Origin of the sequence: Flavobacterium sp. RSSA_27, from assembly GCF_051547125.1 — a bacterium.
Lineage (GTDB): Bacteria > Bacteroidota > Bacteroidia > Flavobacteriales > Flavobacteriaceae > Flavobacterium.
The window spans coordinates 266,905-292,335 of sequence record NZ_JBPTTN010000004.1 but is presented as its reverse complement, the minus strand read 5'-3'; the positions used below and the strand labels follow the sequence as shown (position 1 = coordinate 292,335).

Below are 25,431 nucleotides of genomic sequence, written 5' to 3'. Positions count from 1 at the left end.
TTAACGAATGCTGTCATGTGAATGTGTTTGCACCCCATCATTCCATAACGTAAGTAGATCTGTAGCTACGGCTGCACCACTTCCAGCCGCAATGGCTAATTGACTTCTCCAACCGGCTAATGTGCCAATTACATAAATTCCTTCCGCTACTTTGTGGTCGGTATTTCGCAATTGTATGCGTTGTTTTTCTGGCAAGGCTTTTTGATGAGGTTCTACAAACTGCATCAAGCCTTCGATAGCAAAGGTGTTGGCTGATCCTATTCCCACAATGATATTTCGGGTGGTATAAGTGTTTTTGTTCGTACTAACTTTAAATTCAGAATCTGAGGATGAAGATTGAATTGTTGAAGTAAAATTACGTTCAATTTTTACTACTTTTTCTTCAGGAATTTGAATGATGTGAGGGTAAGAATGGCTTAAGTGCAAGAGGCTTTGTTGTAACAAATCACTACCAAGAGTGCCAGCTGGAATTCCGTAAGCATTATTGAACAAGGCTTCTTGTAGGGAAGAGGCTTTTTGATGGGTAATAATTCCAATTTTTTTGTTGGCAACAAAAGATTTGTTTTGAGCCGAACCCAATACTAAGGCGCAGGAAACACCAGAAACGCCACCTCCAATAATTAGAACATCAAACATTTATAGATTGTCGTTCATTTTTTCTTCAATTTTTTTAGAAATTCTAAAAATCAGAAGAATTAAAATAGCGCAAAATGAGGCTCCTACTCCTATTAGGGCTACACCACTATTGCCTTTGAAAGGTTGTGTAAAATCTAACAAAGTAATATTAAAAATGATTAATGCAACAGCTAAAAATAGTAAAACAGTAGTAAAGATCTTCATGGTATTCTACAATTATATTTTAAAAACCAGATAGTTTTTAACTATCATGAGGGAAATTAAAATTGTTCAAGTGGACAAATTTATAAAAATTTAATTTAGACAAACAAACCTTTAACATTAGCGGCGAATAATTTAACAGCTATAGCTAAAAGGACTACACCAAAGGTTTTTCGGACGACTCCAAGGCCGTTTTTGCCTAGCATTTTTTCAATTTTTCCAGAAGATTTTAGTACAATATAAACCAAAATAATATTGAGCACTATTCCAGTTACAATATTTATAGTATGAAATTGAGAACGAAGAGATAGCAAAGTCGTCATGGTTCCAGCACCAGCAATGAGAGGAAAGGCAATAGGGACTATTGAGGCTGAATTAGCTTCTTCGTCTCTATACAAATGAATACCAAGAATCATTTCAAGAGCCAAAAAGAAGAGTACAAAGGACCCAGCTACTGCAAACGAATGGACGTCAATTCCAATTAAGCTCAGAAACTCTTCCCCTAGGAAAAGAAAAACAATCATGATTAGACCAGCCACTAGAGAGGCCTTCTCAGATTCGATATGTCCGTGCTTGGTTCTTAAGTTTATGATAATAGGAATTGATCCTACAATGTCAATAACTGCAAATAGAACCATTCCAACAGTTGCCACTTCTCTTAAGTCGAATTCTAACATACTTTTTTTTTGTCAACAAAGGTAAAATATTGTCTGTGTTTTTAATCATTTGTGTGAGGAAATGAAGTTTTTTTAGTGAATTATATAAAAAATTGTGGCTAATTGAGCAAAAAAGCAGCTTGTTTTAGCGGTTTTGAATGCGACTTTTTCATGTTCTCATAAAATAATACAATAGTTAAAGAAGAAATATTTCGCAAAAGACTCCTAGAGTTTGACTAACTTTGTAGCTTCATAAAAAGTAACCTATCATCATGTTTCAATTAGGAAAAACCATCGTATCTGAAGATATTTTAGAAAAAGAATTTGTTTGTAATTTATCGGCTTGCAAAGGTGCATGTTGTGTGGATGGTGATGCAGGAGCGCCTTTAAATAGTGAGGAAACCAAAATTTTGGAAGCTGTTTTTCCTAAAGTAAAACCCTTTTTGCGAAAACAAGGCATCGAAGCGATAGAAGCTCAAGGTACTTGGATAAAGGGTGGTGATGGGGATTTAGAAACCCCTTTAATCGATAACAAGGATTGTGCATACGTTATTTTTGATGGCACCACAGCACTTTGTGGTATTGAACAAGCCTATAATCAAGGTGTAATTGATTGGAAAAAACCAGTGTCTTGTCATTTGTATCCTATTCGAGTGAAAGATTTTAGCGATTTTGCTGCAGTGAATTATGATAAATGGGATATTTGTGATGATGCCTGTGCTTTAGGAAAAGAGTTAGAGGTTCCGGTATATAAATTTGTTAAAGAAGCATTGATCAGAAGGTTTGGAGAAGATTGGTACATGGAGCTAGAAAAAGTGGCAATTGAATTAAAAAATCAAATTTAATTTCAAGACTTTTTCGTTAAATTACAATTTTGAAATTCCCTTATTTTACTGTAGTTGTGTACATTGTTAAAATCATAAAACACTTAAAATCAAGCAATTGATAAATTAAAATTTAATATTTTCAAAATCTTCACTTTGTTAAAAACTAGGGTTGATTGTGAATAAGTTTGACTTTTAATACCCGCAATATTTCACAATCTTTGTATTCCCCAGATTGATTAAATCATTTTAAATAATCAAAAAAAAGAAACCCTATAAATGTCACATTTAGAGCCAATTTTACAAGAAAATAAAAATCGTTTCGTAATTTTTCCTATCAAGCATCATGATATTTGGGAATGGTACAAGAAAATGGAAGCCAGTTTTTGGACAGCTGAAGAAATTGACTTGTCTCAAGATTTGAACGATTGGAACAATAAGTTGAATGAGGATGAGAAATATTTCATCAAACATATTTTAGCTTTTTTTGCCGCTTCTGATGGAATTGTTAATGAAAATTTAGCCGAGAACTTTGTAAACGAAGTGCAATACGCTGAAGCTAAATTTTTCTATGGTTTTCAAATTATGATGGAAAACATTCATAGCGAAACCTATTCTTTACTAATTGATACTTATGTAAAAGATGAAGTAGAGAAAAACGAGTTGTTTACTGCAATTGAAGTGTTTCCTGCCATCAAGAAAAAAGCAGATTGGGCTTTGAGATGGATCAAGTCAGATTCATTTGCCGAGCGATTGATTGCTTTTGCTGCTGTTGAAGGGATTTTCTTTTCAGGAAGTTTTTGTTCTATTTTTTGGTTAAAAAAACGCGGTTTAATGCCAGGATTGACTTTCTCAAATGAGTTGATTTCTCGTGACGAAGGGGTACACTGTGACTTTGCAGTGCATTTACACAATCACCATTTGATCAACAAAGTTTCAAAAGAACGTATCAGAGAAATTTTAGTAGACGCCTTAAATATTGAAAGAGAATTTATCACTGAATCTTTACCAGTAAGTTTGATTGGAATGAATGCAGGTTTGATGACACAATATTTAGAATTTGTAACTGACCGTTTGTTAGTCGAGTTGGGCTGCGAAAGAGAATACAATACCAACAACCCTTTTGATTTCATGGATATGATTTCATTGCAAGGAAAGACCAATTTCTTTGAGAAAAAAGTAGCAGAATATCAGAAAGCGGGTGTGATGAACACGGACAGTGATGCACAAAAAATTTCATTCGACGCCGATTTTTAAAAAAATTTATTTACAAGAGTAGCTTTTGCGACTTCTTATAGACATTTAATTGTCTTTGATCACCACAAATTGTTGCGGGAATAGATTTTTATTGTCTTAATTTAAAATAATACTCGGGATTAGTTTCCCAAAATCATTATTACAAATACCCCAAAATAGCAAAGGGATTTGCTGTTTTTTAAAACCAAAACTTATGTACGTAGTAAAAAGAGACGGCCACAAAGAGCCAGTAATGTTCGACAAAATCACAGACAGAATTAAAAAACTATGCTATGGTTTGAATGATTTAGTAGATGCTGTAAAAGTAGCCATGCGAGTAATCGAAGGCTTGTATGATGGAGTATCCACTTCTGAATTGGATAATTTAGCGGCCGAGACTGCTGCTTCTATGACTATTGCGCATCCAGATTATGCACAATTAGCCGCTCGTATTGCTATCTCGAATTTGCATAAAAACACGAACAAGTCGTTCTCCGAAACCATGAACGAAATGTATCACTATGTGAACCCTAGAAATGGTCAAAAAGCACCCTTGCTTTCAGATGAGGTACATAAAGTAATCATGGATAATGCTGAATTTTTGAATTCCCATATTATTTATAACCGTGATTTTAACTATGATTATTTTGGTTTTAAAACTTTAGAGCGCTCGTATTTGCTAAAGATTAATGGTAAAATTGTAGAGCGCCCTCAACATATGTTGATGCGTGTGGCAGTAGGAATTCATTTGAATGATTTAGATTCTGTTATTGAAACCTATGATTTAATGTCTAAAAAATTCTTTACACACGCAACACCAACTTTATTCAATGCTGGAACCCCAAAACCTCAAATGTCCTCTTGTTTCCTTTTGGCGATGCAAGACGATAGTATTGATGGAATCTATGATACATTGAAACAAACGGCCAAAATTTCTCAATCCGCTGGAGGAATTGGTCTATCTATTCATAACGTGAGAGCAACAGGTTCTTATATTCGTGGTACAAATGGTACTTCAAATGGAATTGTGCCAATGTTGCGTGTATTCAACGATACGGCTCGTTATGTAGATCAAGGAGGTGGAAAACGTAAAGGAAGTTTTGCAGTGTATGTAGAAACTTGGCATGCTGATATTTTCGAATTCTTAGATCTGAAAAAGAATACCGGAAAAGAAGAAATGCGTGCTAGAGACCTATTCTACGCTATGTGGACTTCGGATTTATTCATGAAACGAGTACAAGAAGACGCACATTGGACGTTGATGTGTCCAAACGAATGTCCTGGTCTGTATGACGTGTATGGCGAAGAATTCGAAGCACTTTATACTGAATACGAAAGTAAAGGAAAAGGAAGAAAAACGATCAAAGCTAGAGAATTATGGGAGAAAATTCTAGAATCTCAAATTGAGACGGGAACGCCTTATATGCTATACAAAGACGCTGCTAACCGCAAATCGAATCAGAAGAATTTAGGAACTATTCGCTCGTCTAACTTGTGTACCGAAATTATGGAGTACACTTCAAAAGATGAGATTGCGGTATGTAATTTAGCGTCTATTTCATTACCGATGTTTGTTGAAAACGGGAAGTTCGACCACGATTTATTGTTCAAAGTAACAAAACGTGTGACTCGAAATTTGAATAAAGTAATCGACAGAAATTACTATCCAGTAAAAGAAGCTGAAAATTCCAACATGCGCCACCGTCCAGTTGGATTGGGAGTACAAGGCTTGGCCGATGCCTTTATTTTGTTGCGCATGCCTTTTACCAGTGATGAAGCTAAGAAATTGAACCAAGAAATTTTTGAAACCCTTTATTTCGCTGCAGTTACTGCTTCTATGGAAATGGCTAAAGAAGAAGGTCCTTATTCAACCTTTGAAGGTTCTCCTATTTCTCAAGGAGAGTTTCAACACAATCTTTGGGGATTGAAAGACGAAGAATTATCCGGAAGATGGGATTGGGCTGCTTTGAGAAAAGAAGTGATGGCCAATGGTGTACGCAACTCTTTGTTGGTTGCACCTATGCCTACTGCTTCAACTTCTCAAATTTTAGGTAATAATGAAGCGTTTGAGCCTTACACTTCTAATATTTATACCCGACGTGTACTTTCTGGTGAGTTTATCGTAGTAAACAAACATTTATTACATGATTTAGTAGAGCGTGGTTTGTGGAATGAAACTTTGAAACAAGAAATCATGAGACATAATGGATCAGTACAAAATATTGATGCTATTCCTCAAGATCTAAAAGATTTATACAAAACGGTTTGGGAGATGTCTATGAAAGACATTATCGATATGTCACGACAAAGAGGGTATTTCATTGATCAATCTCAGTCGTTGAATTTGTTTATGCAGGATGCTAATTACTCCAAATTGACTTCTATGCATTTCTATGCTTGGCAATCAGGATTGAAAACAGGAATGTACTATTTGAGAACTAAAGCTGCAGTTGATGCTATTAAGTTCACCTTGAATAATGACAAAAAGAAAATGGTTGTTCCAGAGATCAAACCAAAAACAAGACCTTTGGAAGCGGTTGAAGTAGAAACCCAAGAAATGACCGCCGAAGAATATAGAGCCATGATAGAATTGGCCAAAAACGCAGGACCAGACGATTGTGAAATGTGTGGGTCTTAAATGAATTATCCATTGAAACAAATGAAAACAGCTATCCCATTAGATAGCTGTTTTTTTATACTTTTGTAGCTATAACATCTAATCCAATCCCCTTGAGTGTATTATATTTTACGGACCGAAGTACTGTTCGGCTTGAAGATGTGGTCTTTAATGAAGCCGTTTCACAACAAATCAATCAATTTTTGAAAGAATATCAGTTTCGAAAAGTACTCGAAAAATATGATTTACTAGTAGCCAATAAAGTGTTACTTTACGGCAAAACAGGTTGTGGAAAAACGATGACTGCCAAAGCCATTGCCAAAAAATTAGATAAAAAATTGATCATTGTTAATTTATCAAGAATTGTTTCGTCCAAATTAGGAGAAACTTCCAAAAATATTGAAGGGCTATTTAAAGAAGTACAGTACGAAAGTGCCGTATTGTTTTTTGACGAGTTTGATTCTTTAGGACAAATAAGGGATTACGACAACAAAGACAATACAGAGATGAAACGAGTAGTCAATTCTATTATTCAGTTGATTGATAGTTTTCCGAGTCGTTCTGTTTTAATTGCTGCTACGAATCAAATTCAAATGATTGATGAAGCTTTAGTACGTCGCTTTGAATTACAACTTGAGTTTACAGCTCCCAACGCTGTCGTTTTGGATTCATATTATGATTCATTACTTCAAAAGTATCCCCCACAATTTCAAAAAATGGAACGTTTGTACGACCTTACTTTTGCTGAAGCCAAAAATCATTTGCTACAAACAGTGAAGAACAATGTGATTCAAGATGCGATTGCGAATCATCCTCAGGATTTATCCTAATAGAAATATAAAACCAATCGTATTTGTATATTTGACAACTAATCATGCATAAAGTAATATGAACTGGGAACAACTATTATCATTAAAACGCCAAGGCGACACAGGAAAGCGATTGCGCATCGAACAAGATGAAACTCGTTTAGGATTTGAAGTAGATTATGATCGCATCATTTTTTCGTCTGCTTTTAGAAGTTTGCAAGACAAAACTCAGGTGATTCCGTTGTCTAAAACTGATTTTGTGCATACTCGTTTGACACATAGCCTAGAGGTTTCAGTTGTCGGACGTTCTTTAGGGAGATTGGTTGGGAAAAAAATTATCGAAAAATATCCTTATTTACAAGATATTCATGGCTATCAAATGAATGATTTTGGAGCCATTGTTGCTGCGGCTTCTCTCGCACACGACATTGGGAATCCCCCATTTGGACATTCAGGTGAAAAAGCTATTGGAGAGTATTTTTCAATTGGAAAAGGACAACAATACCAAAATCAATTGAGTCCTAAGCAGTGGCAAGATTTGGTAGATTTTGAAGGTAATGCTAATGGTTTTTCAGTATTGAATAGCTCTCGCCCAGGTGTCGAAGGTGGGATTCGATTGTCGTTTGCCACTTTAGGTGCTTTTATGAAATATCCAAAAGAGAGTTTGCCAAAGAAGCCTACCAAAAATATTGCGGATAAAAAGTATGGTTTCTTTCAAACGGACAAAGATTTTTTTCAAGAGATAGCCCAAGAAATGGGAATGATTTCTAATAAAAACAAACCAGATATTGGCTTCGAAAGACATCCCTTGGCTTATTTGGTCGAAGCTGCCGATGATATTTGCTATACGATTATTGATTTTGAAGATGGAATTAATTTAGGTTTGATTTCGGAAGATTTTGCACTAGAATATTTAATCAAATTGGTAAAAGACAGTATCGATTCTTCGAAATACAAGACCTTAACTACCAAAGAAGATCGAATTAGCTATTTAAGAGCATTGGCTATTGGAAGCTTGATCAATGATGCAGTGAAAGTTTTTGTCGAAAATGAAAGCAGTATTTTGGAAGGTAATTTCCCTTTTGCTTTAATGGATAAAAGCAAATACAAAGCGCAAATGGATGATATTATTAGTATCAGCGTCAAGAAAATCTACCAAAGTAGGGAAGTGATAGAAAAAGAATTGGTAGGGTATCAAATCATTCAAACTCTTTTGGATAAATTCATTACTGCTTATAACAACTCTTTTGAAGGAAAAAGCTCTAATTATGATGATTTGATTTTAAAAATGCTTCCAGAGAAACACCATCTCGAGAAAGAAAATTTATATGAACGCTTATTACACATCTGTTATTATATTTCAATGTTGACGGACGGGAATGCCTTATTGATATATAAAACACTTACGGCTGCAAAAAATTAACAAGTGTTGTAGAATAAATTTGTTTTCAAAATATTGGATATCAAATAGTTTTGTTACATTTTTGTGTTTCTATTACTAATTGACTAAAAAAACATGAAAAAAACTTTACTTTTTTGTTTATTTATGATTTCTTTTTTAGGTTTTTCTCAATCAAATAAAGAGATTATTCAGCGATATTTAAATTCTACTACATCAAAATCTTCTTTCCCCAAAGACGATTTTTCTGATTGGGTAATCCAGAGTGATGGCGGAACAACAACTTCAGGAATTAAAAATTGTTATGTAGTTCAGCGCTATGGAGGGATTGAGATTTTTAATGCGATTTCAAATTTTGCCATTAAAAATAATGAAGTTATTGCAGTTCAACAAAGAGTTGTAAATGGGCTTTCTAAAAAAGCAAACAGTACTAAAGCTAATTTGTCAGTAATCGAAGGATTGAAAAAGGCTTATTCACAATTAGGAATTGTTCCAATCAAAGAGTTTGCGTTACTTGAAACAACAACTGTTAATAAATACAAGGTTTCGAATGGTTTAGACATAGCCGAGCCTGTATTGGCTAATTTGGTGTATCATCAAACCAAAGAGGGTAATTTAATTTTAGCTTGGGATTACACAATTTATACCCCTAAACACGATCATATTTGGAGTGTAAGGGTTGATGCTAATAATGGGAATTTATTAGAGAAAAATGATTTTGTCATCTCTTGTAGTTTTGATCATAAAGCAGAAGGTGTAACATCAAATAGGTTTGATCCTTCGGTATTTGATATCACTTATAAACAAATATATACACCAAAATCTTTAGTTGTTAATTCAGGAACTTATAGAGTTCTACCTTTTGAGATTGAAAGTCCTAATCACGGCCCATTCAAGTTATTAACTAATGTAGAGAACGCCATTGCATCACCGTTTGGTTGGCATGATACAAATGGAGCTGTTGGTCCTGAATATACAATAACTAGGGGAAATAATGTATGGGCCAAAGAAGATTTTAATGGCACCAACAGCCCGTTAGGTTACAGCCCCGATGGTGGGCCGGATCTAAAATTCGATTTTCAATATGGGGGTATTAGTGTGCCCGCTCCAATATATATTGATGCAGCTACCACTAATTTGTTTTATATGAACAATATAATGCATGATGTCTGGTACCAATATGGTTTTGATGAAGTAAATGGGAATTTTCAAGCTAATAATTATGGCAAGGGTGGAATAGCAGGTGATTTTGTTATAGCCGAAGCACAGGATGGATCACAGGCAACAGAAGTAAAGTTAAATAATGCTAATTTCTCAACACCTGTTGACGGGATTTCTGGAAGAATGCAAATGTATTTATGGGATAAGCTACCGCAGTTAAAGCCAATTAAGGTGAATTCCCCAGCAAGTATTGCTGGAGTTTATATTGCTAAACAAAATTCATTTAATCCAGGAAAAGTAGACTTGCCAGTGGCTCCTAATTTGATTCAGTCTGATTTAGTGTTATACTTGGATAGTGTAGGAGGTACATCAGAGGCATGTGTAGCTCCGTCTAATGCCGCGGCAATGACAGGTAAAATTGTTGTTATAAGAAGGGGAGGGTGCAATTTCGTTACTAAAACTTTAGCTGCACAAACAGCTGGTGCAGCTGCAGTTATTATTGTTAACAATGTTGATGGTGAAATAACAATGTCGGGAGCAGATGTGACTATAACTATTCCTTCAATTAGTGTAACGAAAGATGTTGGAGAATTATTAATAACGCAAATGCTTTCCACGCCTGTAAATGTTAAGATACAATTAGATACAGATTTGAATTTTGTCAATGCGGATGGAGATTTTGATAACGGCATAATAGCACATGAATATGGACACGGTATCTCAACGCGTTTGGCAGGAGGTAGCAATAACTCAAGTTGTTTAAATAATGCTGATCAAATGGGAGAAGGATGGTCTGACTGGTTTGCCTTAATGATGCAAATTAAAGCTGGTGATGACCCTAGAGCAAAACGAGGGATTGGGACTTTTGTTTCATCTGAGCCAACAGATGGTTTAGGGATAAGATCTTTCCCATATTCTACTGATAGAAGTATAAATCCAATGACTTTTGCATCTACAAATAATTTTCAATTTCTAGAAAATGGTGCAGAAAAAACTTCTGTTCATGGAGTAGGTTCTGTTTGGGCTACAATTTTATGGGACTTAACATGGGCTTATGTTAATAAATATGGTTTTGATGCTAATAAATACAATGGGAATGGTGGTAATAATAAAGTTATGAAAATCGTTTTGGACGGAATTAAACTTCAGCCTTGCCAACCAACTTTTGTTGAAGCAAGAGATGCAATAATTAGGGCTGATCAGTTGTTGACTGGGGGGCAGGATTTTTGTATGATTTGGGAAGTATTTGCCGCAAGAGGATTAGGCCTTAATGCTTCATCAGGTGACCGATTTAAAGGTAATGACCAGACTGAAGATTTCACTAGACCTGCTAATGGAGCAAATTGTACATTGGCTGTAAATGATATTGAAAAACTAAATATAATGTCTGTTTATCCAAATCCTTCAGAAGGCTTAGTTACAATTAAAATAGATCAATATAACGGATTAGCTTCTATCAAGGTTCTTGATTTCAATGGTAGAGTAGTCTTAAAATTTGATAACCAACCATTCGAAAATCAAAAACAAATGGATTTAAGTAGTTTGCAATCTGGAATGTATCTGATAAAAGTAACTGGTGTAGGACTAGATTATGTAGAAAAAATAATTGTTAAATAATTGAATCAATCATTTATAAAAAAAAAATCCGTTGTAAAACGGATTTTTTATGTCTAAAACTCATATACTATTCCCACTCCTAAGGCTTGTTTTAACTGGGCTTTAGGTCCTTCTGTTATCTGATTGCCATTCACTTCTCTTTTAGATTTTATATCGTCATCATAGATGAGGTGGGCTCCAATATTGGCCTTTACATATTTATTTACCACAAGTTCTAATTGAGCATTCCAATCAATATCAATGTTTCCAAAATTATGAATGTAGTCTGAGTAAAGAGACAGTCTATTGTCTAAAATAATATTTTTGAAAATTTCTTTTTTGAACTGTCCGTTGAATAGAAAACCCAATTCTGTTCTCGATTTTTTTCCTTTAATCAAAAGATTTCCATTAGGATCATAAATGGCTTTATCAACTCCAAATGCCCCTTGATTGGCTAATCGTTGATCCATAACTAAGGTTGTTTTTGATGTAAATGGGGAAATATAATAGGAATATTTTTTTTCCTTGTTGATGTTTTCAGCACCTAATCCGATAAAAATATAGGCAGGTGCAAAGGGTCGAGAAATTGCTATTTCGGTATTTGGATAGGAATATCCATCGGTAAATTGGGTGTTGAAATTGAATTTTGCAGAATAATACCAAGAGGTTAAGGTGTCTTTTCGATAACCAAATGTGGAATTTAGTATAATAGCATCGTCTGTTTTTCGCAATTCGATTCCATCTTGCTTATTGAGACCATAACGCACTATCAATTCATTTTGCCATTTATAATTTTCTCTAGTATACACTCTTGTGAAATTTCCTTTTGCTAATACAGAAATGGAACTAGTACCTCCTGCATTCCAATTTACAAAAGCAATTTGAGTGATATCAAAACCTACTTTATTTGTATTAACCCAATTTGAAATTCCTAATGTGTTAACGGTGGTTTTTTTTATGTGAGGTGCTTTTATTGGCGGAAGCGATTTAGGAATTAAAAAACGCTTAAAATTAGGGATGAAAGTTGGAGTTAATATCGTAATAGAGTCGTTTTTTTGTTCTTCTAAAACAGGGTTTCCTTGTGCGAAACTTTCAATGGAAAAACTAGATATACAAACTAAAAAGGTTAGAAAAAAAAGTTTCATTATTTGTTTTTAAATAAATGCAAATTAACAGTTTTTAAAAGTTGAAAAAAAATCTTTCAGGCTATTAACGTCAATTTTGCTAGCGTATTGTAATTCGATTATTGTTCCTTGTTCAACAAAAGTGTCGGGTATACCGAATGTTTTTATTGTTTTTTGGTAGTTATGTGTAGCTGAAAATTCGAGTATAGCCGAACCAAAACCTCCTGTTATCACTCCATCTTCTACTGTAATTATAGTTTCAAACTGATCGAAAATAACCCTTAAAAGTGTCTCGTCTAGTGGTTTTACAAAGCCAAAATGATAATGAGCGAAAATAGATGTTTGCTCTAATTCTTCGATTGCTTTTATGACATTGTTGCCTATAGTTCCTGTAGAAAGAATGGCAATAGAAGTTCCTTCTTTTAAGCATATGGCTTTCCCAAATGGAATTTTTTTGTAAGGAGATTTCCAATTGATGAACTCACCTCTACCTCTTGGGTAGCGAATGGCAATGGGATGATCGATTCCTAATTGTGCTGTATATAGAATATTTTGAAGTTCAATTTCGTTCAAAGGAGCGTAAACCATAAGATTAGGGATACATCTCAAATAGGCCAAATCAAACACACCATGATGCGTAGCGCCGTCTTCACCAACCAATCCAGCTCTATCCAAACAAAAGATGACAGGCAAGTTTTGTAAAGCCACATCGTGGATAACTTGATCATAGGCTCTTTGCAAAAAAGTAGAATAGATGTTACAATAGACCATCATTCCTTGAGTAGCCATTCCAGCGGCTAATGTGACTGCATGTTGTTCAGCAATGCCTACATCAAAGGCGCGATTTGGAAGTTCGTCCATCATGAATTTTAAAGAACTACCAGAAGGCATCGCTGGTGTTATTCCGATGATTTTTTCATTCTTTTTGGCTAAATCTAAAAGGGTTAAACCAAAAACATCTTGGTATTTTGGGGGTAAATGCTCTTCTGATTTAGGGAGTAAATCTCCTGTTGTGGCATCAAATTTACCTGGAGCATGATATTGTACTTGGTTTTCTTCGGCTTGTTGTAGTCCTTTACCTTTGGTAGTAATCACATGCAAAAATTTTGGGCCTTTTACCTTTTTTAATCGTTGAAGTTCTTTTATAACGGCTTTGAGGTCATGTCCATCTATAGGGCCTGAATAATCAAAATTTAAGGATTTAATCATGTTGTTTTGCCAATGATTTTTTCCTTTTTTAACAGCTGTTAAATATTCTTTTAAAGCGCCAACACTAGGGTCGATTCCTATGGCATTGTCGTTTAAAATGACCAGCAAATTCGCATCGGTTACACCCGCATGATTGAGTCCTTCAAAAGCCATTCCTGAAGCAATTGAAGCATCTCCTATTACAGCAATATGTTGCTTTTCGGTATCTCCTTTTAGATTAGAAGCAATCGCCATTCCTAATGCTGCCGAAATAGAGGTAGAGGAGTGCCCTACGCCAAAGGCATCATAAACACTCTCGCTTCTTTTTGGAAATCCAGAAAGGCCATTGAGCTGTCGGTTAGTATGAAAACTATTTTTTCTTTCTGTTAAAATTTTATGCCCATAGGCTTGATGGCCTACGTCCCATATCAATAAATCATTTGGGGTGTCAAATACATAATGCAAAGCAATAGTCAATTCAACTACACCAAGGCTGGCGCCTAAATGCCCTTCTTTTACGGCCACAATATTGATTATAAAATCGCGTAATTCTTGTGCCAAAAGAGGAAGTTGCGCTTCATTTAGTAAGCGTAAATCTACGGGGGAATTGATATGTTCGAGTAGGTTACTTTTCATTTAATGATTAAAAAAGCGAATTTACGGTTTTGTTTTTTATTATTTTTGCGATTCACTTAATTATTCCCCTTTTGGGGTGTGCAAGTTATGATACATCCTTTCACCGACGAATATTTCATGAAAAAAGCTTTGCAAGAAGCGGAAATGGCTTTTGATAAAGGTGAAATTCCTGTGGGAGCCGTTATTGTAGTGGCGGATAAAGTGATTGCTCGAACACATAACTTGACCGAGTTGCTCAACGATGTTACGGCCCATGCCGAAATTCAAGCCATAACCGCAGCTGCTAATTTCTTAGGTGGAAAATACTTGAAGGATTGCACCTTGTATGTGACTTTAGAACCTTGTCAAATGTGCGCAGGGGCTTTGTATTGGAGTCAAATTGCTAAAATTGTTTTTGGCGCCAGTGATACGCATCGGGGCTATGAAAAATTGGGTACACAATTACACCCCAAAACTACGGTGGTTCGTGGTGTTTTAGCAGAGGAAGCAGCCGATTTGATGAAGCGTTTTTTTGCAGAGAAAAGAAAGTAATTGAACTCTATAAAGTCCTAGCCCAGATAGCAACGGCATCCTTTTGCTGCCTTCTTTGGGCAGGAAAAGATATAGTGGATAGCTGGAATAGCTCCCACTTATCGTTTTGAACTTTAAAAGTATATAAAGAGAATTGACGAATTAGAATTGATTATAATTCGGGAATTCTATCAAACACTTTTTTTAATATTTGAAAATCAGCGAATCAGCGGCAAAAAAAGTTAGCCAAGCTGCTGTCAAAGTTTCTCCGTTTTCTTGAAATTTGTGGCAAAAAAAAGACACAAAAAAACCGCTACTCTTTCGAATAACGGTTTTGTTTGTTTTAGTCTGTAATAACATTTCCTTTTTTGTCGTAGAAATGATATTCTAAATACGTGTAAGCGTCACGCGGTATAATTTTCACCCATTTCTTATGTTCAAAAAACCATTTCGAACGTAAGGATGGAAAACCTTTACTGAGGTAAGCAGCCACAAACGGGTGTACATTAAGTACCACTTTCTTGTGGGTTTTTAGATGTCTTTCAAGATCGGAAGTGATTTTGTCAATGATTAGAATTGGCGCTTCAATTTCGCCATGTTCATTGTTAGGATCTTCTTCTCTGGTCTTGATATTGACTTCTGGTCTTACTCTTTGTCTAGTAATTTGAACTAAACCAAATTTACTAGGAGGTAAGATCTTGTGTTTGGCTTTATCATCACTCATCTCTTCTCTTAGGAAGTCGAATAAGACTTTGCGATTTTCGGGATTGGCCATATCGATAAAATCAACTACTATGATGCCTCCCATATCTCTTAAACGCAATTGTCTTGCGATTTCGGCGGCAGCAATCATGTTTACTTCCATTGCGGTGTCTTCTTGATTGGTAGCTTTGTTCGAACGGTTGCCGCTATTTACGTCTATAACGTGAAGGGCTTCAGTATGTTCGATAATTAAATAAGCTCCTTTGCTCATGGAAACTGTTTTTCCGAAGGAAGTCTTGATTTGTCTCTCTATATTGTATTTCTCGAATATTGGAGTGTCTTTCGATTGATAAAACTTTACAATTGATTGTTTGGATGGTGCAATTTCTTGCAAGTAATCCTTTGTTTGTTGGTACAACTCTTCATCATCTATTTGAATACCACTAAAGGTATCATTAAACACGTCGCGAAGTATAGAGGAGGCTCTGTTGAGCTCACCTAGCACTTTTGACGGATGATGAGCAGTTGGTAATTTCTTACACATTGCAGTCCATCTGCTGAGCAGGTTCTGCAAATCTTTTTCTAATTCGGCTGTATTTTTGCCTTCGGCTACTGTGCGAACAATAACGCCAAAGCCTTTTGGTTTGATGGATTGTACAAGTTTTTTGAGTCTGTCTTTTTCTTTTTTGTCTTCTATTTTTTGAGAAATAGATACGCGATCAGAAAAAGGGACAAGAACGATAAAACGTCCAGCCAAGGATAGTTCTGCACTAATTCTTGGGCCTTTGGTGGATATCGGTTCTTTGACTACTTGTACTAAAACAGATTGATTGGCATTCAAAACATCAGTAATGGTGCCGTCTTTATCAATCTCTTTTTCAAACTGAAAGTTTTTTAGGGAGAAATCTTTTATTTTACCTGCGCTTACAAGTTTTATGAATTTCAGTTGAGAAGCAAGGTTTGGACCTAAATCATGATAATGTAGAAAGGCGTCTTTTTCATAGCCTACATGTACAAAAGCAGCATTGAGTCCAGCAACTGGTTTTCTTATTTTGGCAATAAAAATATCACCAACTTGAAAGTTGCTTGTTTCTTGTTCTTTGTGTAATTCAATTAGTTTTCCATCTTTTAATAAGGCAAAATCTACGGCATCAGAACTAGAACGAATAATTAATTCTTTATTCACGCGGTACATTTTTATCCAGACTTTAAAGTTTTCAGTTTTCAGTTTTCAGTTTTACAACTCATAACTCATAACTCATAACTGAATTGTAAGGATGGATTAAACAATATTTAACAGGTTTGACCCGGATGAAGTTTCAGTCGGCAGTTTTCAGAGGGCAATATGCAGTTTAAGCTGCAATCTGAAGTCTGAAATCTAATGTCTGAAATTCAAATTTCAATGAACTTTTAAAAAGAAAAAAGTAGTTTAAAACTACTTTTTCTTTTTGTGACGGTTAGCTCTCGCTCTTTTTTTACGTTTGTGCGTCGCTACCTTATGTCTCTTTCTTTTTTTACCACTTGGCATATCCTGAAGATTTTATGATTAATTAATAGATTATTTTGCTTCGTTATTCGTTTTTACACCTTCTACAAACACTTTAGCTGGTTTAAAAGCTGGGATGTTGTGGGCAGGGATTTTAATAGTGGTATTTTTAGAAATATTTCTTCCTGTTTTTTCCGCTCTTGTTTTCACAATAAAACTTCCGAAACCTCTTAGATACACATTGTCTCCAGTTTCTAATGAAGTTTTAACTTCATTCATAAAAGTCTCAACTGTTGCTTGAACATCTCCTTTTTCTAGACCTAATTTTTCTGAAATTTTCGCTACGATATCTGCTTTCGTCATTTTCTTTCCTTTTTAATATGTTGTACTATTTTTTTTGAGGTTGCAAATATACGAATATAAAAAACAATAAATCAACCTAATTCGTTAAAATTTAATTACATAAACTTTTACTTTTGCTTACAAATAATTTACAATGACTTTTTCTAATTCGCTAATCCAATGGTATTTACAAAATAAAAGGGATTTACCATGGCGAAATACCACTAATCCATACCCTATTTGGCTCTCAGAAATTATACTTCAACAAACGCGGGTGGCTCAAGGAATGCCTTATTTTAACGCCTTTTTGAATCAATTTCCTACAGTTAGACATTTGGCTCTAGCCGATGAACAACAAGTGCTTAAACTTTGGCAAGGTTTAGGGTATTATTCTAGAGCTAGAAATTTGCATCAAACCGCTCAATATATAAATAAGGAGTTGAATGGTGTTTTTCCAGATTCTTATTCCCATCTTTTACAATTAAAAGGAGTAGGGGAATATACGGCAGCGGCAATTGCTTCTTTTGCGTTTAACGAACCTGTTTCAGTTGTCGACGGAAATGTCTTCAGGGTCTTGTCACGTTATTTCGGAATGGAGTCAGATATAAGTTCAGGAAAAACCAAAAAGGAATTCACTGCTTTGGCTACCGAATTGTTACCCAAAGATCAGCCTGCACTTTTCAATCAAGCCATAATGGAGTTTGGAGCCTTACAATGTGTGCCCAAAAATCCAGATTGCGAAAATTGCATATTCAATTCTAGTTGCGTTGCCTTGCAAAAAGGACTCGTTGCACAATTGCCTTTCAAATCAAAAAAAATAAAAATCAGAAAGCGATACTTTAATTATATAGTACTACAAGACAAAAAAGGCAATACCAAAATACAACAAAGAACAGACAAAGGTATTTGGCACAATCTGTATGAATTCCCATTATTTGAAACCACACAAGAAGAAGGATTTGAAACCATAGCTCCATTAATTCAAAAAAATGCTGCCTTTGGATCAACAGTTGTAAGTATTCAAGAAATGAATCCTATAAGTAAAATTCATAAATTATCACATCAACATTTGCATATCAAATTTTGGAAAGTAGGTATTGATGAGGTGCTAATTGATGGTATTGGTACAAATGAATTGCAAACTTTTCCATTTCCTATTGTGATACATAATTTCATCCTAGAAGATGCTGCAAAAAAGTTTTAAAAAAAATGTATCTTTGGTTGAAATACCATAAAGCTATGAACGGAACATTAAATAAAGTGATGCTGATAGGGCATCTTGGCGACGATATTAAGATGCATTATTTTGAAGGAGGTAATTGTATTGGACGCTTTCAATTGGCCACCAACGAAGTGTATATCAATAAATCGACCAATGAAAAAATCACTTCCACAGAGTGGCATAACTTAGTAGTACGCAACAAAGCTGCCGAGATCTGCGAAAAATACCTTTCTAAAGGCGATAAAATATATGTAGAAGGTCGCATTAAATCACGACAATGGCAAGCCGAAGATGGAACCATGAAATCCACCACCGAAATTCAAGTCACTGAATTTACTTTTTTGACTACCAAAAAGGAACATGAGAACAAAAGCAATCCTAGTCAAGAATCATCAAAAAACACTAACTTTGACGCCTCAAATAGTGGTTTGCCCATAAACGACTTGCCATTTTAAGGGAAGTTGCAACTGAATAAAAAATGAAAATAAAAGTTAGTATAGTTATTTTAGGACTATTGTTGTTGGCCGTAACGGGTTGTAAAAATGACGTGTTGCCCAAACCTGCAGGCTACTTACGATTGGATTATCCCGTAGCCCAATATGCAGATTTTAAAACCCCTTGTCCCTTCACTTTCGAAAGTAATGATGCTGCCATAGTCGAAGGAAAATCAGATTGTAGCTACACAATTACCTATCCCAAAATGAAAGCTACCATTTATTTGACCTACAAACCAGTATCAAACAATATCAAAAAATTATTACGTGATGCACAGAAATTAACTTTTGAACACGTGATCAAGGCCGATGATATTATTGAGCAACCGTACTTGAATCCGGACAAAAAAGTATATGGCATGTTTTATCAAGTAGATGGTAATGCTGCTACCAATTCTCAGTTTTACGCTACAGATAGCACAAGACATTTCATCACAGGCTCGGTTTATTTCTATGCCAAGCCTAATTTTGATTCCATTATGCCTGCTGCAAGTTATATCAAAAACGACATGCAACATTTGCTAGAAACATTAAAGTGGAAGTAATTTTTTTAGGAGCACAACAATTGGTTTCTCAATAACGAATCCTTCTGCTACTTCCATCAAGGCTAGCCAGAACGCTTGGTTTTTTATAAGAACAAAAAATAAAAAAAGCATTCGTTTTTGCGAATGCTTTTTAGTTTAAGAATTTTTCTACCTATGACTTAGTGTTTACAACTTTATAGGTTTTGCCATCGGCAACGCCTTCAATTACTTGAGTTAATTTCGTTGGAGTTTGAACCGTTTTGTCAAAAGATACAGTAGCTAATTTTTTATCAAAATCAACGGTAGCTTTTTCTACCCCTTCAGATTCTGCTAATTTTTTCTCGATAGTTTTTGCGCAACCAACGGCACAAGTCATTCCTTCGATAGCAAAACTTGCGGTTTGTACATTAGCGGCAGCAATTGGTTTTTTAACTACTTCAGTTTTTGTTTCTTTTGTTGCTGCTTCAGTAGCTTTTTCCTCGTGTTTACAGCTTATCACAGCTAGACCGATAAGGGCTAAAGCTGTTATTGTTTTTGTAATATTCATAGTTCTTGTTATTGCAATTGTTGATTGCGGCAAAATTAATCAAAAAAACACCTAGAAATTCCCAAAATAATTACAATTTTGGATCAAATTAAAAAGTATGGTTGTTAAACAATTCAAGTGGATTTTTTTATTGCTTTTATCGCTTATTTGGGGTAGTTCTTTTATATTGATTAAAAAGGGATTGGTAGGATTAACGGCTTTTCAATTAGGGTCCTTGCGTATTATTTTTGCAGCGCTGTTTTTGTTGTTGATTGGCTTTAGAAGTTTGGTAAAAATCCCGCAGCATCAATGGAAGTACATTGCTTTAACTTCTATGTTTGGAACGTTTTTACCTGCTTATTTGTTTGCTATTGCACAAACGCAAATTGATAGTTCCATCAGTTCTATTCTCAATTCCTTAACGCCTTTGAATACTTTGTTGATTGGAGCGCTTTTCTTTAGATTGGATTTTAGACGCAATCAAATTTTTGGAGTATTGATTGGTTTAGTGGGTAGTGCTTTGTTGATTTGGAATGGCGCGGTGCATCATCCCAATCAAAATTATTATTATGCTTTTTTAGTGTTGATTGCTTCGATTTGCTATGCTACAAATGTCAATTTGATTAAGAAATATTTATCGGATTTGCCTTCGTTGAGTATTACAACGGGTAATTTTTTGGTTTTGCTTTTTCCTGCTTTGGCAGTGTTGTACAGTACTGATTTTTTTGCAATATCTTATGGGGTGGAAGTTCAAGAATCGGTGTTGTATATTTTGATTTTGGGAGTATTGGGAACGGGAATTGCCAATATCATTTTCTTTAAACTCATTCAGATTTCGTCGCCTGTTTTTGCTACTTCGGTTACGTATTTGATTCCAGTAGTAGCTTTCTTTTGGGGAATGTTAGACCAAGAGTTGTTAACGCCTGTACAGCTTTTTGGCGCCTTTATTGTTTTGGTTGGGGTGTATTTATCGGCCAGAAAATAGACTGTAGATTATAGAAAAGAGAAGGCATAAAGCTACAAATTAGAAAAAGTAGAGATACAATAACCGATAACGGAAATCATTTTTGATAGCCGAGACAAAATATTGTAAACGAAAAAGACTGCCGATAAAAGCAGTCTTTATTGTTTTAATTTAAGTTGTGATTATTGAAAATCGGCATCGGTTACGCCTTCGTTGATTTTTACATCAGACATTTTGATGTCAAGTTCAAAACCTACATTTTGGATGATATTGAAAGGAATTTTTACGCCTTTTACCGCTCTATAATCGCCATAATTGGTGGTTTGCGTCATACTTTGACCTCCTTGCTCTAGAACTTTTGATTCGGCTACTTTTAGACCAGTTGTGGTGTCATAGAAATAAGTTGTTTTGCCGTCTTTGATTCCGTAAGCGTCTTTACCATTGATGGTTTCGATGCCAGACAAGGTGATGTCTACTTTTTTTAGTAAAGTTACTTCTTCAAATGTAGTGGCACTAGCTTTCATAGCATCTAAGTCTTTGCCAGTAAAATCTCTGCGTTGTCCTTGTTGAATAGCGTAGGCTCCTTTTTCGTTTACCACTTGTTTCATCAAGCTCATAGCTCCCATAGCTAATTCTACCATCAACTTTCCTTTACTGTCAATTTTTGAGGTATAGCTTAATGGAGAAGGCGCTTGTGGAATGGTTGTAGAACCCGTCATAGCAATCGTTTTTACAGTAGCTACAGCTTTGTCTCCACCAATAGCTTTGATGTAGTTTTCTAAAACACTTTTGGCGGTAACTCCAGCTGGAATTTCTTTTTTGGTTACTGGTTTTTCTACTGGATTACCATATTTGTCAAAAAAGAACAATGGTAGTTTTAGTTTTTCTAAACCAGATGTTATCTCACTTGCTTTTCCAACGATTACAATTCGGGTGTTGTCTAATAAGAAGTATTTATTAGCCACGCGTAGAATATCATCAGGTGTTACGGCATTAATAGTTTGAATGTATTTTTCGTAAAAATCGGCAGGCAATTGTTCTGTTTCGATATTTAAAGCATAGCGCGCCACGGCTTGTGGTTTTTGTACATTCATTACAAAACGACCAATATAACCTGCTTTTACGTTTTTCAAGACTTCGGCATCTACTTTTTCTGTTCTGATTTTTTTGATTTCTTTGATGAATTCAACCACAGCACTATCAGTAACAGCATTACGAACGGCAGAAGTAGCTACAAATTTGGTCACATATTTTCCGCTGCCTATTTCAGAACGAGCTCCATAAGTCCAAGCGTGTTTTTCTCTCAAATTCATATTCAAATACGAATTGAAATCACCACCTAAAATTTGATTAGCAATCACTGCTGGGAAAAAATCTGGGTCATTCATTTTTAGATTTAAGGTGTTGACCAACGAAATTTCGGATTGTACAGCATTTGGTACGTCTACTATGTTGATTTGTAATTGACCTACGTTTGGATTAGCCGTATAGTTTTCTTTGGTAATGGTTTTTTTCTCCCAAGCGCCAAATAGTTTTTCAACAGCAGCTTTGGTTTCTTTGAATTTTACGTCTCCAATGATTACCAAATAAGCGTTTTCTGGAACAAAACGAGTAGCATAGTTGTTTTGAACATCAGCTAGCGTTACATTTTTTAAAGTCTCTTCAGAAATGTATTCTCCGGAAGGATGGTTTTTGCCAAAAGCGAGTACATCAACAACTCGACTAGAAATTGCGGCTACGCTTTTCTCATTGGCTTTTAATCCTTCAATCATTTTCGCTTTGTCTTTGTCGAATTCTTCTTGTGTGAAAAGCGGAAACAATGAGCCTTCGGCTAATAATTCTAAAACGCGTCCAGCATATTTAGACAGTGCACTTGCAGAAGCACCTTGAGAAGAGAAGTTGATGTTGGCACCTAAGAAATCAATTTCTTCATTGAATGCATCTTTTGGAGTTTTTTGACTTCCGTTGCCAATCAAGCTGCTGGTCAAATCATCTACTCCTTTTTTGTTGCCTTCAGCAAAAGGAGGGTTGTCTAATGTTAGAGTAAAAGAAACACGTGGCAATTTGTGGTTTTCTACGACCATCACTTTGAGACCATTTTTTAAGACAAAGCTTTGTGGTTTCTTGATTTGAACTATAGGAGCTGGTCCTGGTTTGGGTTGTGGTCTGTTTTGCGCTTGCATAATTCCTGTTACTAAGAATAGGGTTAAGAGGATGCTTATATTTTTCATAATGTTCATATCTTGTTATTTGGACTTTTCAGCAGCTGGTACATAATCTAAAACTAAACGTTGATTTGGGTTTAAGTATTTTTTGGCCACGTCTCTAATTTCTTCTCTAGTGATAGAGTGAATCATTTCGATTTCGGTATTGATTAGGTTGATATCACCATACAACAAATAATAGCTAGCCAAATTCTCGGCGATTCCCTCAATAGAAGCATTAGAGCTTACAAAATTGTTATCGAACTTGTTTTGTAGTTTTTGATAATCTTTCTCGGAAATTAATTCGGTTTGTAATTTTGTTATTTCTTCATCAATTTCTTTCAAGATAGCTGTTGGAGAATTTTGTCCCATTGGTAAACCGTACAAAATATACATTCCGTAATCTTCTTGGCTGTTGCTAAAAGCACCTACTTGTAGTGCAATTTTTTTGTCGTCTACAATTTTCTTGTACAATTTAGAGCTTTTACCATCGCTTAAATAAGAAGAAATAAGGTCTAAAACGCGTGCATCTCTTGTTTTCATTGAAGGCGTTCTGTAAGCCGCAACAATAGCTGGAATTTGAATGTTGTTGTCTTCAAATCTAGCTTTTATGGTTTCGGTTATAGGTTCTTCGATGAATTGTTCTCTTTTAATCGGAGCTCCTTTAGGAATTGTTCCAAAATACTGTGCAATCCATTTTTTAGCTTGGTCTTTTTTGAAATCTCCTGCTACAACTAAAACAGCATTATTAGGAATGTAGAATTTCTTGTTGAACGCTTGAAATTCTTCTAAAGTAGCAGCATCTAAATGTTCCATAGAACCGATTGTTGCCCAACGGTAAGGGTGTTTTTTGAACAGGTTTTCTTTTACTACCGCTTGAAATCTACCATAAGGTTGGTTGTCCATTCGGGTTCTTTTTTCCTCTTTCACTACCTCGTTTTGCGTGTCTACACCAATTTTGTTGATTACTGGGTGCAATAATCTTTCGGATTCCATCCAAAGGGCTAGTTCTAAATTATTTGAAGGAAAAACTTCGTAATAATAGGTTCTGTCCTCTGAAGTATTGGCGTTGTTAACACCTCCGTTGGCAGTTACAATCTTGAACCATTCGCCACGTTTGATGTTTTCGGTTCCTTCAAATAACAAATGCTCAAAAAAGTGAGCAAAACCAGTACGGTCTGGCCTTTCGTCTTTAGAACCTACATGATACATTACTGAAGTGATTGCTACTGGAGCAGACGGGTCTTGGTGTAAAATGACATGCATTCCATTGTCTAAGTCGTACTCTTCAAACGCTACTTTTTGAGCCGAGGCAACGCCTCCAAGCATCAATACGCTACTCAAAGCCATTATTGTTTTTTTCATAAAGATTATTAAAATTTTGTTGTTGCATTAGTTTTGGTTCTATAAAAAATGTTACATCAAATGTACTTTATTTTAGTCTTTATTGTAAAATTAATCTTGTTTTAATTTGATTTTAACATTAGTTCAAGCACTGTAAATAGCTTAAAAATCAGAGGGTAACAGGTCTGTAAATATTTTTTAGTCATTAGATTGCAGGATTAATTTTTAGTTGTATATTTGCAACCTTAAAAATCAATAAATCAATTTGGTATGTATGCAATCGTAGAGATAGCAGGGCAACAATTTAAAGTAAGCAAAGACTTAAAGGTTTATGTTCACCGTTTGGCTAATGAAGAAGGTTCAAAAGTTTCTTTTGACAAAGTTCTTTTATTAGACGATAATGGAAATGTAACTTTAGGCGCCCCAGCTATAGAAGGTGCTTCAGTAGAAGCTAAAGTGTTACAACACTTAAAAGGAGATAAAGTTATCGTTTTCAAAAAGAAAAGAAGAAAAGGATACAAAAAAAGAAATGGTCACAGACAATATCTTACTCAAATTGTAATTGAAGGTATTACTGCAGCAGGAACAACTAAAAAAGCAGCTCCAAAAAAAGCAGCAGTTGAAGCAACCACTGAAGAAGCGCCAGCTCCTAAAGTAAAAAAAGCTCCTAAAGCTAAAAAAGAAGATACAAAAGAATAATAACAATATTAAAACCAATACGTCATGGCTCACAAGAAAGGTGTCGGTAGTTCTAAGAATGGTAGAGAATCAGAATCAAAACGTCTAGGCGTTAAGATTTTTGGTGGTCAAGCTGCTATTGCTGGGAACATCATCGTAAGACAAAGAGGTTCTAAACACAATCCAGGTGCTAATGTTTACATTAGTAAAGATCATACTTTACACGCTAAGGTTGATGGAGTTGTGAAGTTCCAAAAGAAAAAAGATAATAAATCATACGTTTCTGTACTTCCATTTGAAGCATAAGAAATAGGATTATAATTATGTAAAAGACCTGTCATTTTGATAGGTC

The 25,431-nt window shown here is 35.2% G+C and carries 23 protein-coding genes; 13 read left to right on the top strand and 10 right to left on the bottom strand.

Annotated features, from left to right (window positions below):
• The 3 genes from ACSVH5_RS07670 to ACSVH5_RS07660 all read right to left on the bottom strand — a co-directional run bounded on the left by ACSVH5_RS07670 (nt 1) and on the right by ACSVH5_RS07660 (nt 1,514).
• Nucleotides 1-636: an FAD-dependent oxidoreductase gene (locus ACSVH5_RS07670; RefSeq protein ID WP_438060850.1), complete on the bottom strand. Its 636-nt coding sequence runs from the start codon at nt 634-636 to the stop codon at nt 1-3.
• The gene (locus ACSVH5_RS07665) at nt 637-840 is read right to left on the bottom strand and encodes a hypothetical protein (RefSeq protein WP_438060849.1); all 204 of its coding nucleotides are present in this window, start codon (nt 838-840) and stop codon (nt 637-639) included.
• Nucleotides 841-935: 95 nt separating this feature from the next.
• Nucleotides 936-1,514 carry a MarC family protein gene (locus ACSVH5_RS07660; protein WP_438060848.1) on the bottom strand — a complete coding sequence of 193 codons (579 nt, stop codon included), beginning with the start codon at nt 1,512-1,514 and terminating at the stop codon, nt 936-938.
• A 251-nt stretch (nt 1,515-1,765) separates the two neighbouring features.
• On the opposite strand from ACSVH5_RS07660, the gene ACSVH5_RS07655 reads away from it, so the two are divergent.
• From ACSVH5_RS07655 to ACSVH5_RS07630, 6 genes are all read left to right on the top strand, one after another.
• Entirely contained in the window at nt 1,766-2,338 is a 573-nt protein-coding gene (locus tag ACSVH5_RS07655; RefSeq protein ID WP_438060847.1) for a DUF3109 family protein, read from the top strand.
• A 258-nt stretch (nt 2,339-2,596) separates the two neighbouring features.
• Entirely contained in the window at nt 2,597-3,574 is a 978-nt protein-coding gene (locus tag ACSVH5_RS07650) for a ribonucleotide-diphosphate reductase subunit beta (protein ID WP_438060846.1), read from the top strand.
• A gap of 193 nt (nt 3,575-3,767) precedes the next feature.
• The gene (locus tag ACSVH5_RS07645; RefSeq protein WP_438060845.1) at nt 3,768-6,191 is read left to right on the top strand and encodes a ribonucleoside-diphosphate reductase subunit alpha; all 2,424 of its coding nucleotides are present in this window, start codon (nt 3,768-3,770) and stop codon (nt 6,189-6,191) included.
• Between the two features lie 92 nt (nt 6,192-6,283).
• Nucleotides 6,284-7,000, top strand: coding sequence for an AAA family ATPase (locus ACSVH5_RS07640; protein ID WP_438060844.1), 717 nt, complete (start codon nt 6,284-6,286; stop codon nt 6,998-7,000).
• A gap of 58 nt (nt 7,001-7,058) precedes the next feature.
• Complete coding sequence (locus ACSVH5_RS07635) at nt 7,059-8,402, top strand: deoxyguanosinetriphosphate triphosphohydrolase (protein ID WP_438060843.1); 1,344 nt, start codon at nt 7,059-7,061, stop codon at nt 8,400-8,402.
• Between the two features lie 93 nt (nt 8,403-8,495).
• Complete coding sequence (locus ACSVH5_RS07630; protein ID WP_438060842.1) at nt 8,496-11,156, top strand: T9SS-dependent M36 family metallopeptidase; 2,661 nt, start codon at nt 8,496-8,498, stop codon at nt 11,154-11,156.
• Nucleotides 11,157-11,209: 53 nt separating this feature from the next.
• On the opposite strand, the gene ACSVH5_RS07625 is transcribed toward ACSVH5_RS07630, so the two are convergent.
• Nucleotides 11,210-12,280, bottom strand: coding sequence for a DUF3078 domain-containing protein (locus tag ACSVH5_RS07625; protein WP_438060841.1), 1,071 nt, complete (start codon nt 12,278-12,280; stop codon nt 11,210-11,212).
• Between the two features lie 24 nt (nt 12,281-12,304).
• Complete coding sequence (locus ACSVH5_RS07620; protein WP_438060840.1) at nt 12,305-14,083, bottom strand: 1-deoxy-D-xylulose-5-phosphate synthase; 1,779 nt, start codon at nt 14,081-14,083, stop codon at nt 12,305-12,307.
• 87 nt (nt 14,084-14,170) lie between these two features.
• Here ACSVH5_RS07620 and ACSVH5_RS07615 point away from each other — a divergent pair, with 87 nt between their 5' ends.
• Nucleotides 14,171-14,614, top strand: a complete 444-nt coding sequence (locus ACSVH5_RS07615) for a nucleoside deaminase (RefSeq protein WP_438060839.1) — start codon at nt 14,171-14,173, stop codon at nt 14,612-14,614.
• 322 nt (nt 14,615-14,936) lie between these two features.
• Here ACSVH5_RS07615 and ACSVH5_RS07610 read toward each other — a convergent pair whose 3' ends face one another.
• Nucleotides 14,937-16,481: an Rne/Rng family ribonuclease gene (locus ACSVH5_RS07610; RefSeq protein WP_438060838.1), complete on the bottom strand. Its 1,545-nt coding sequence runs from the start codon at nt 16,479-16,481 to the stop codon at nt 14,937-14,939.
• 372 nt (nt 16,482-16,853) lie between these two features.
• On the bottom strand, nt 16,854-17,144 hold the full coding sequence (locus ACSVH5_RS07605) for an HU family DNA-binding protein (protein ID WP_024981932.1): 291 nt from the start codon (nt 17,142-17,144) through the stop codon (nt 16,854-16,856).
• A gap of 133 nt (nt 17,145-17,277) precedes the next feature.
• Between ACSVH5_RS07605 and mutY the strand changes: the two genes are divergently transcribed.
• The 3 genes from mutY to gldD are packed head-to-tail and all read left to right on the top strand — an operon-like array spanning nt 17,278 to nt 19,384.
• On the top strand, nt 17,278-18,327 hold the full coding sequence (gene mutY / locus ACSVH5_RS07600) for an A/G-specific adenine glycosylase (protein WP_438060837.1): 1,050 nt from the start codon (nt 17,278-17,280) through the stop codon (nt 18,325-18,327).
• 35 nt (nt 18,328-18,362) lie between these two features.
• A complete protein-coding gene (locus tag ACSVH5_RS07595) occupies nt 18,363-18,800 on the top strand; it encodes a single-stranded DNA-binding protein (protein ID WP_438060896.1) in 438 nt (145 codons plus the stop codon).
• Between the two features lie 23 nt (nt 18,801-18,823).
• Nucleotides 18,824-19,384, top strand: coding sequence for a gliding motility lipoprotein GldD (gldD, locus tag ACSVH5_RS07590; RefSeq protein ID WP_438060836.1), 561 nt, complete (start codon nt 18,824-18,826; stop codon nt 19,382-19,384).
• Between the two features lie 151 nt (nt 19,385-19,535).
• Here gldD and ACSVH5_RS07585 read toward each other — a convergent pair whose 3' ends face one another.
• A complete protein-coding gene (locus ACSVH5_RS07585) occupies nt 19,536-19,910 on the bottom strand; it encodes a heavy-metal-associated domain-containing protein (RefSeq protein ID WP_438060835.1) in 375 nt (124 codons plus the stop codon).
• Nucleotides 19,911-20,007: 97 nt separating this feature from the next.
• Between ACSVH5_RS07585 and ACSVH5_RS07580 the strand changes: the two genes are divergently transcribed.
• The gene (locus ACSVH5_RS07580; protein WP_438060834.1) at nt 20,008-20,874 is read left to right on the top strand and encodes a DMT family transporter; all 867 of its coding nucleotides are present in this window, start codon (nt 20,008-20,010) and stop codon (nt 20,872-20,874) included.
• Nucleotides 20,875-21,035: 161 nt separating this feature from the next.
• Here the strand turns inward: ACSVH5_RS07580 and ACSVH5_RS07575 are convergent, their stop codons facing one another.
• Together ACSVH5_RS07575 and ACSVH5_RS07570 are read right to left on the bottom strand one after the other, a co-directional pair.
• Nucleotides 21,036-23,036 (bottom strand): M16 family metallopeptidase, encoded by a 2,001-nt coding sequence (locus ACSVH5_RS07575; RefSeq protein WP_438060895.1) that lies wholly within the window; start codon nt 23,034-23,036, stop codon nt 21,036-21,038.
• Nucleotides 23,037-23,099: 63 nt separating this feature from the next.
• Entirely contained in the window at nt 23,100-24,422 is a 1,323-nt protein-coding gene (locus tag ACSVH5_RS07570) for a M16 family metallopeptidase (protein ID WP_438060833.1), read from the bottom strand.
• 249 nt (nt 24,423-24,671) lie between these two features.
• Here ACSVH5_RS07570 and rplU point away from each other — a divergent pair, with 249 nt between their 5' ends.
• Together rplU and rpmA are read left to right on the top strand one after the other, a co-directional pair.
• A complete protein-coding gene (rplU, locus tag ACSVH5_RS07565; RefSeq protein ID WP_438060832.1) occupies nt 24,672-25,100 on the top strand; it encodes a 50S ribosomal protein L21 in 429 nt (142 codons plus the stop codon).
• A 24-nt stretch (nt 25,101-25,124) separates the two neighbouring features.
• The gene (gene rpmA / locus ACSVH5_RS07560) at nt 25,125-25,385 is read left to right on the top strand and encodes a 50S ribosomal protein L27 (protein WP_159687546.1); all 261 of its coding nucleotides are present in this window, start codon (nt 25,125-25,127) and stop codon (nt 25,383-25,385) included.
• The last annotated feature ends 46 nt before the right edge of the window (nt 25,386-25,431 follow it).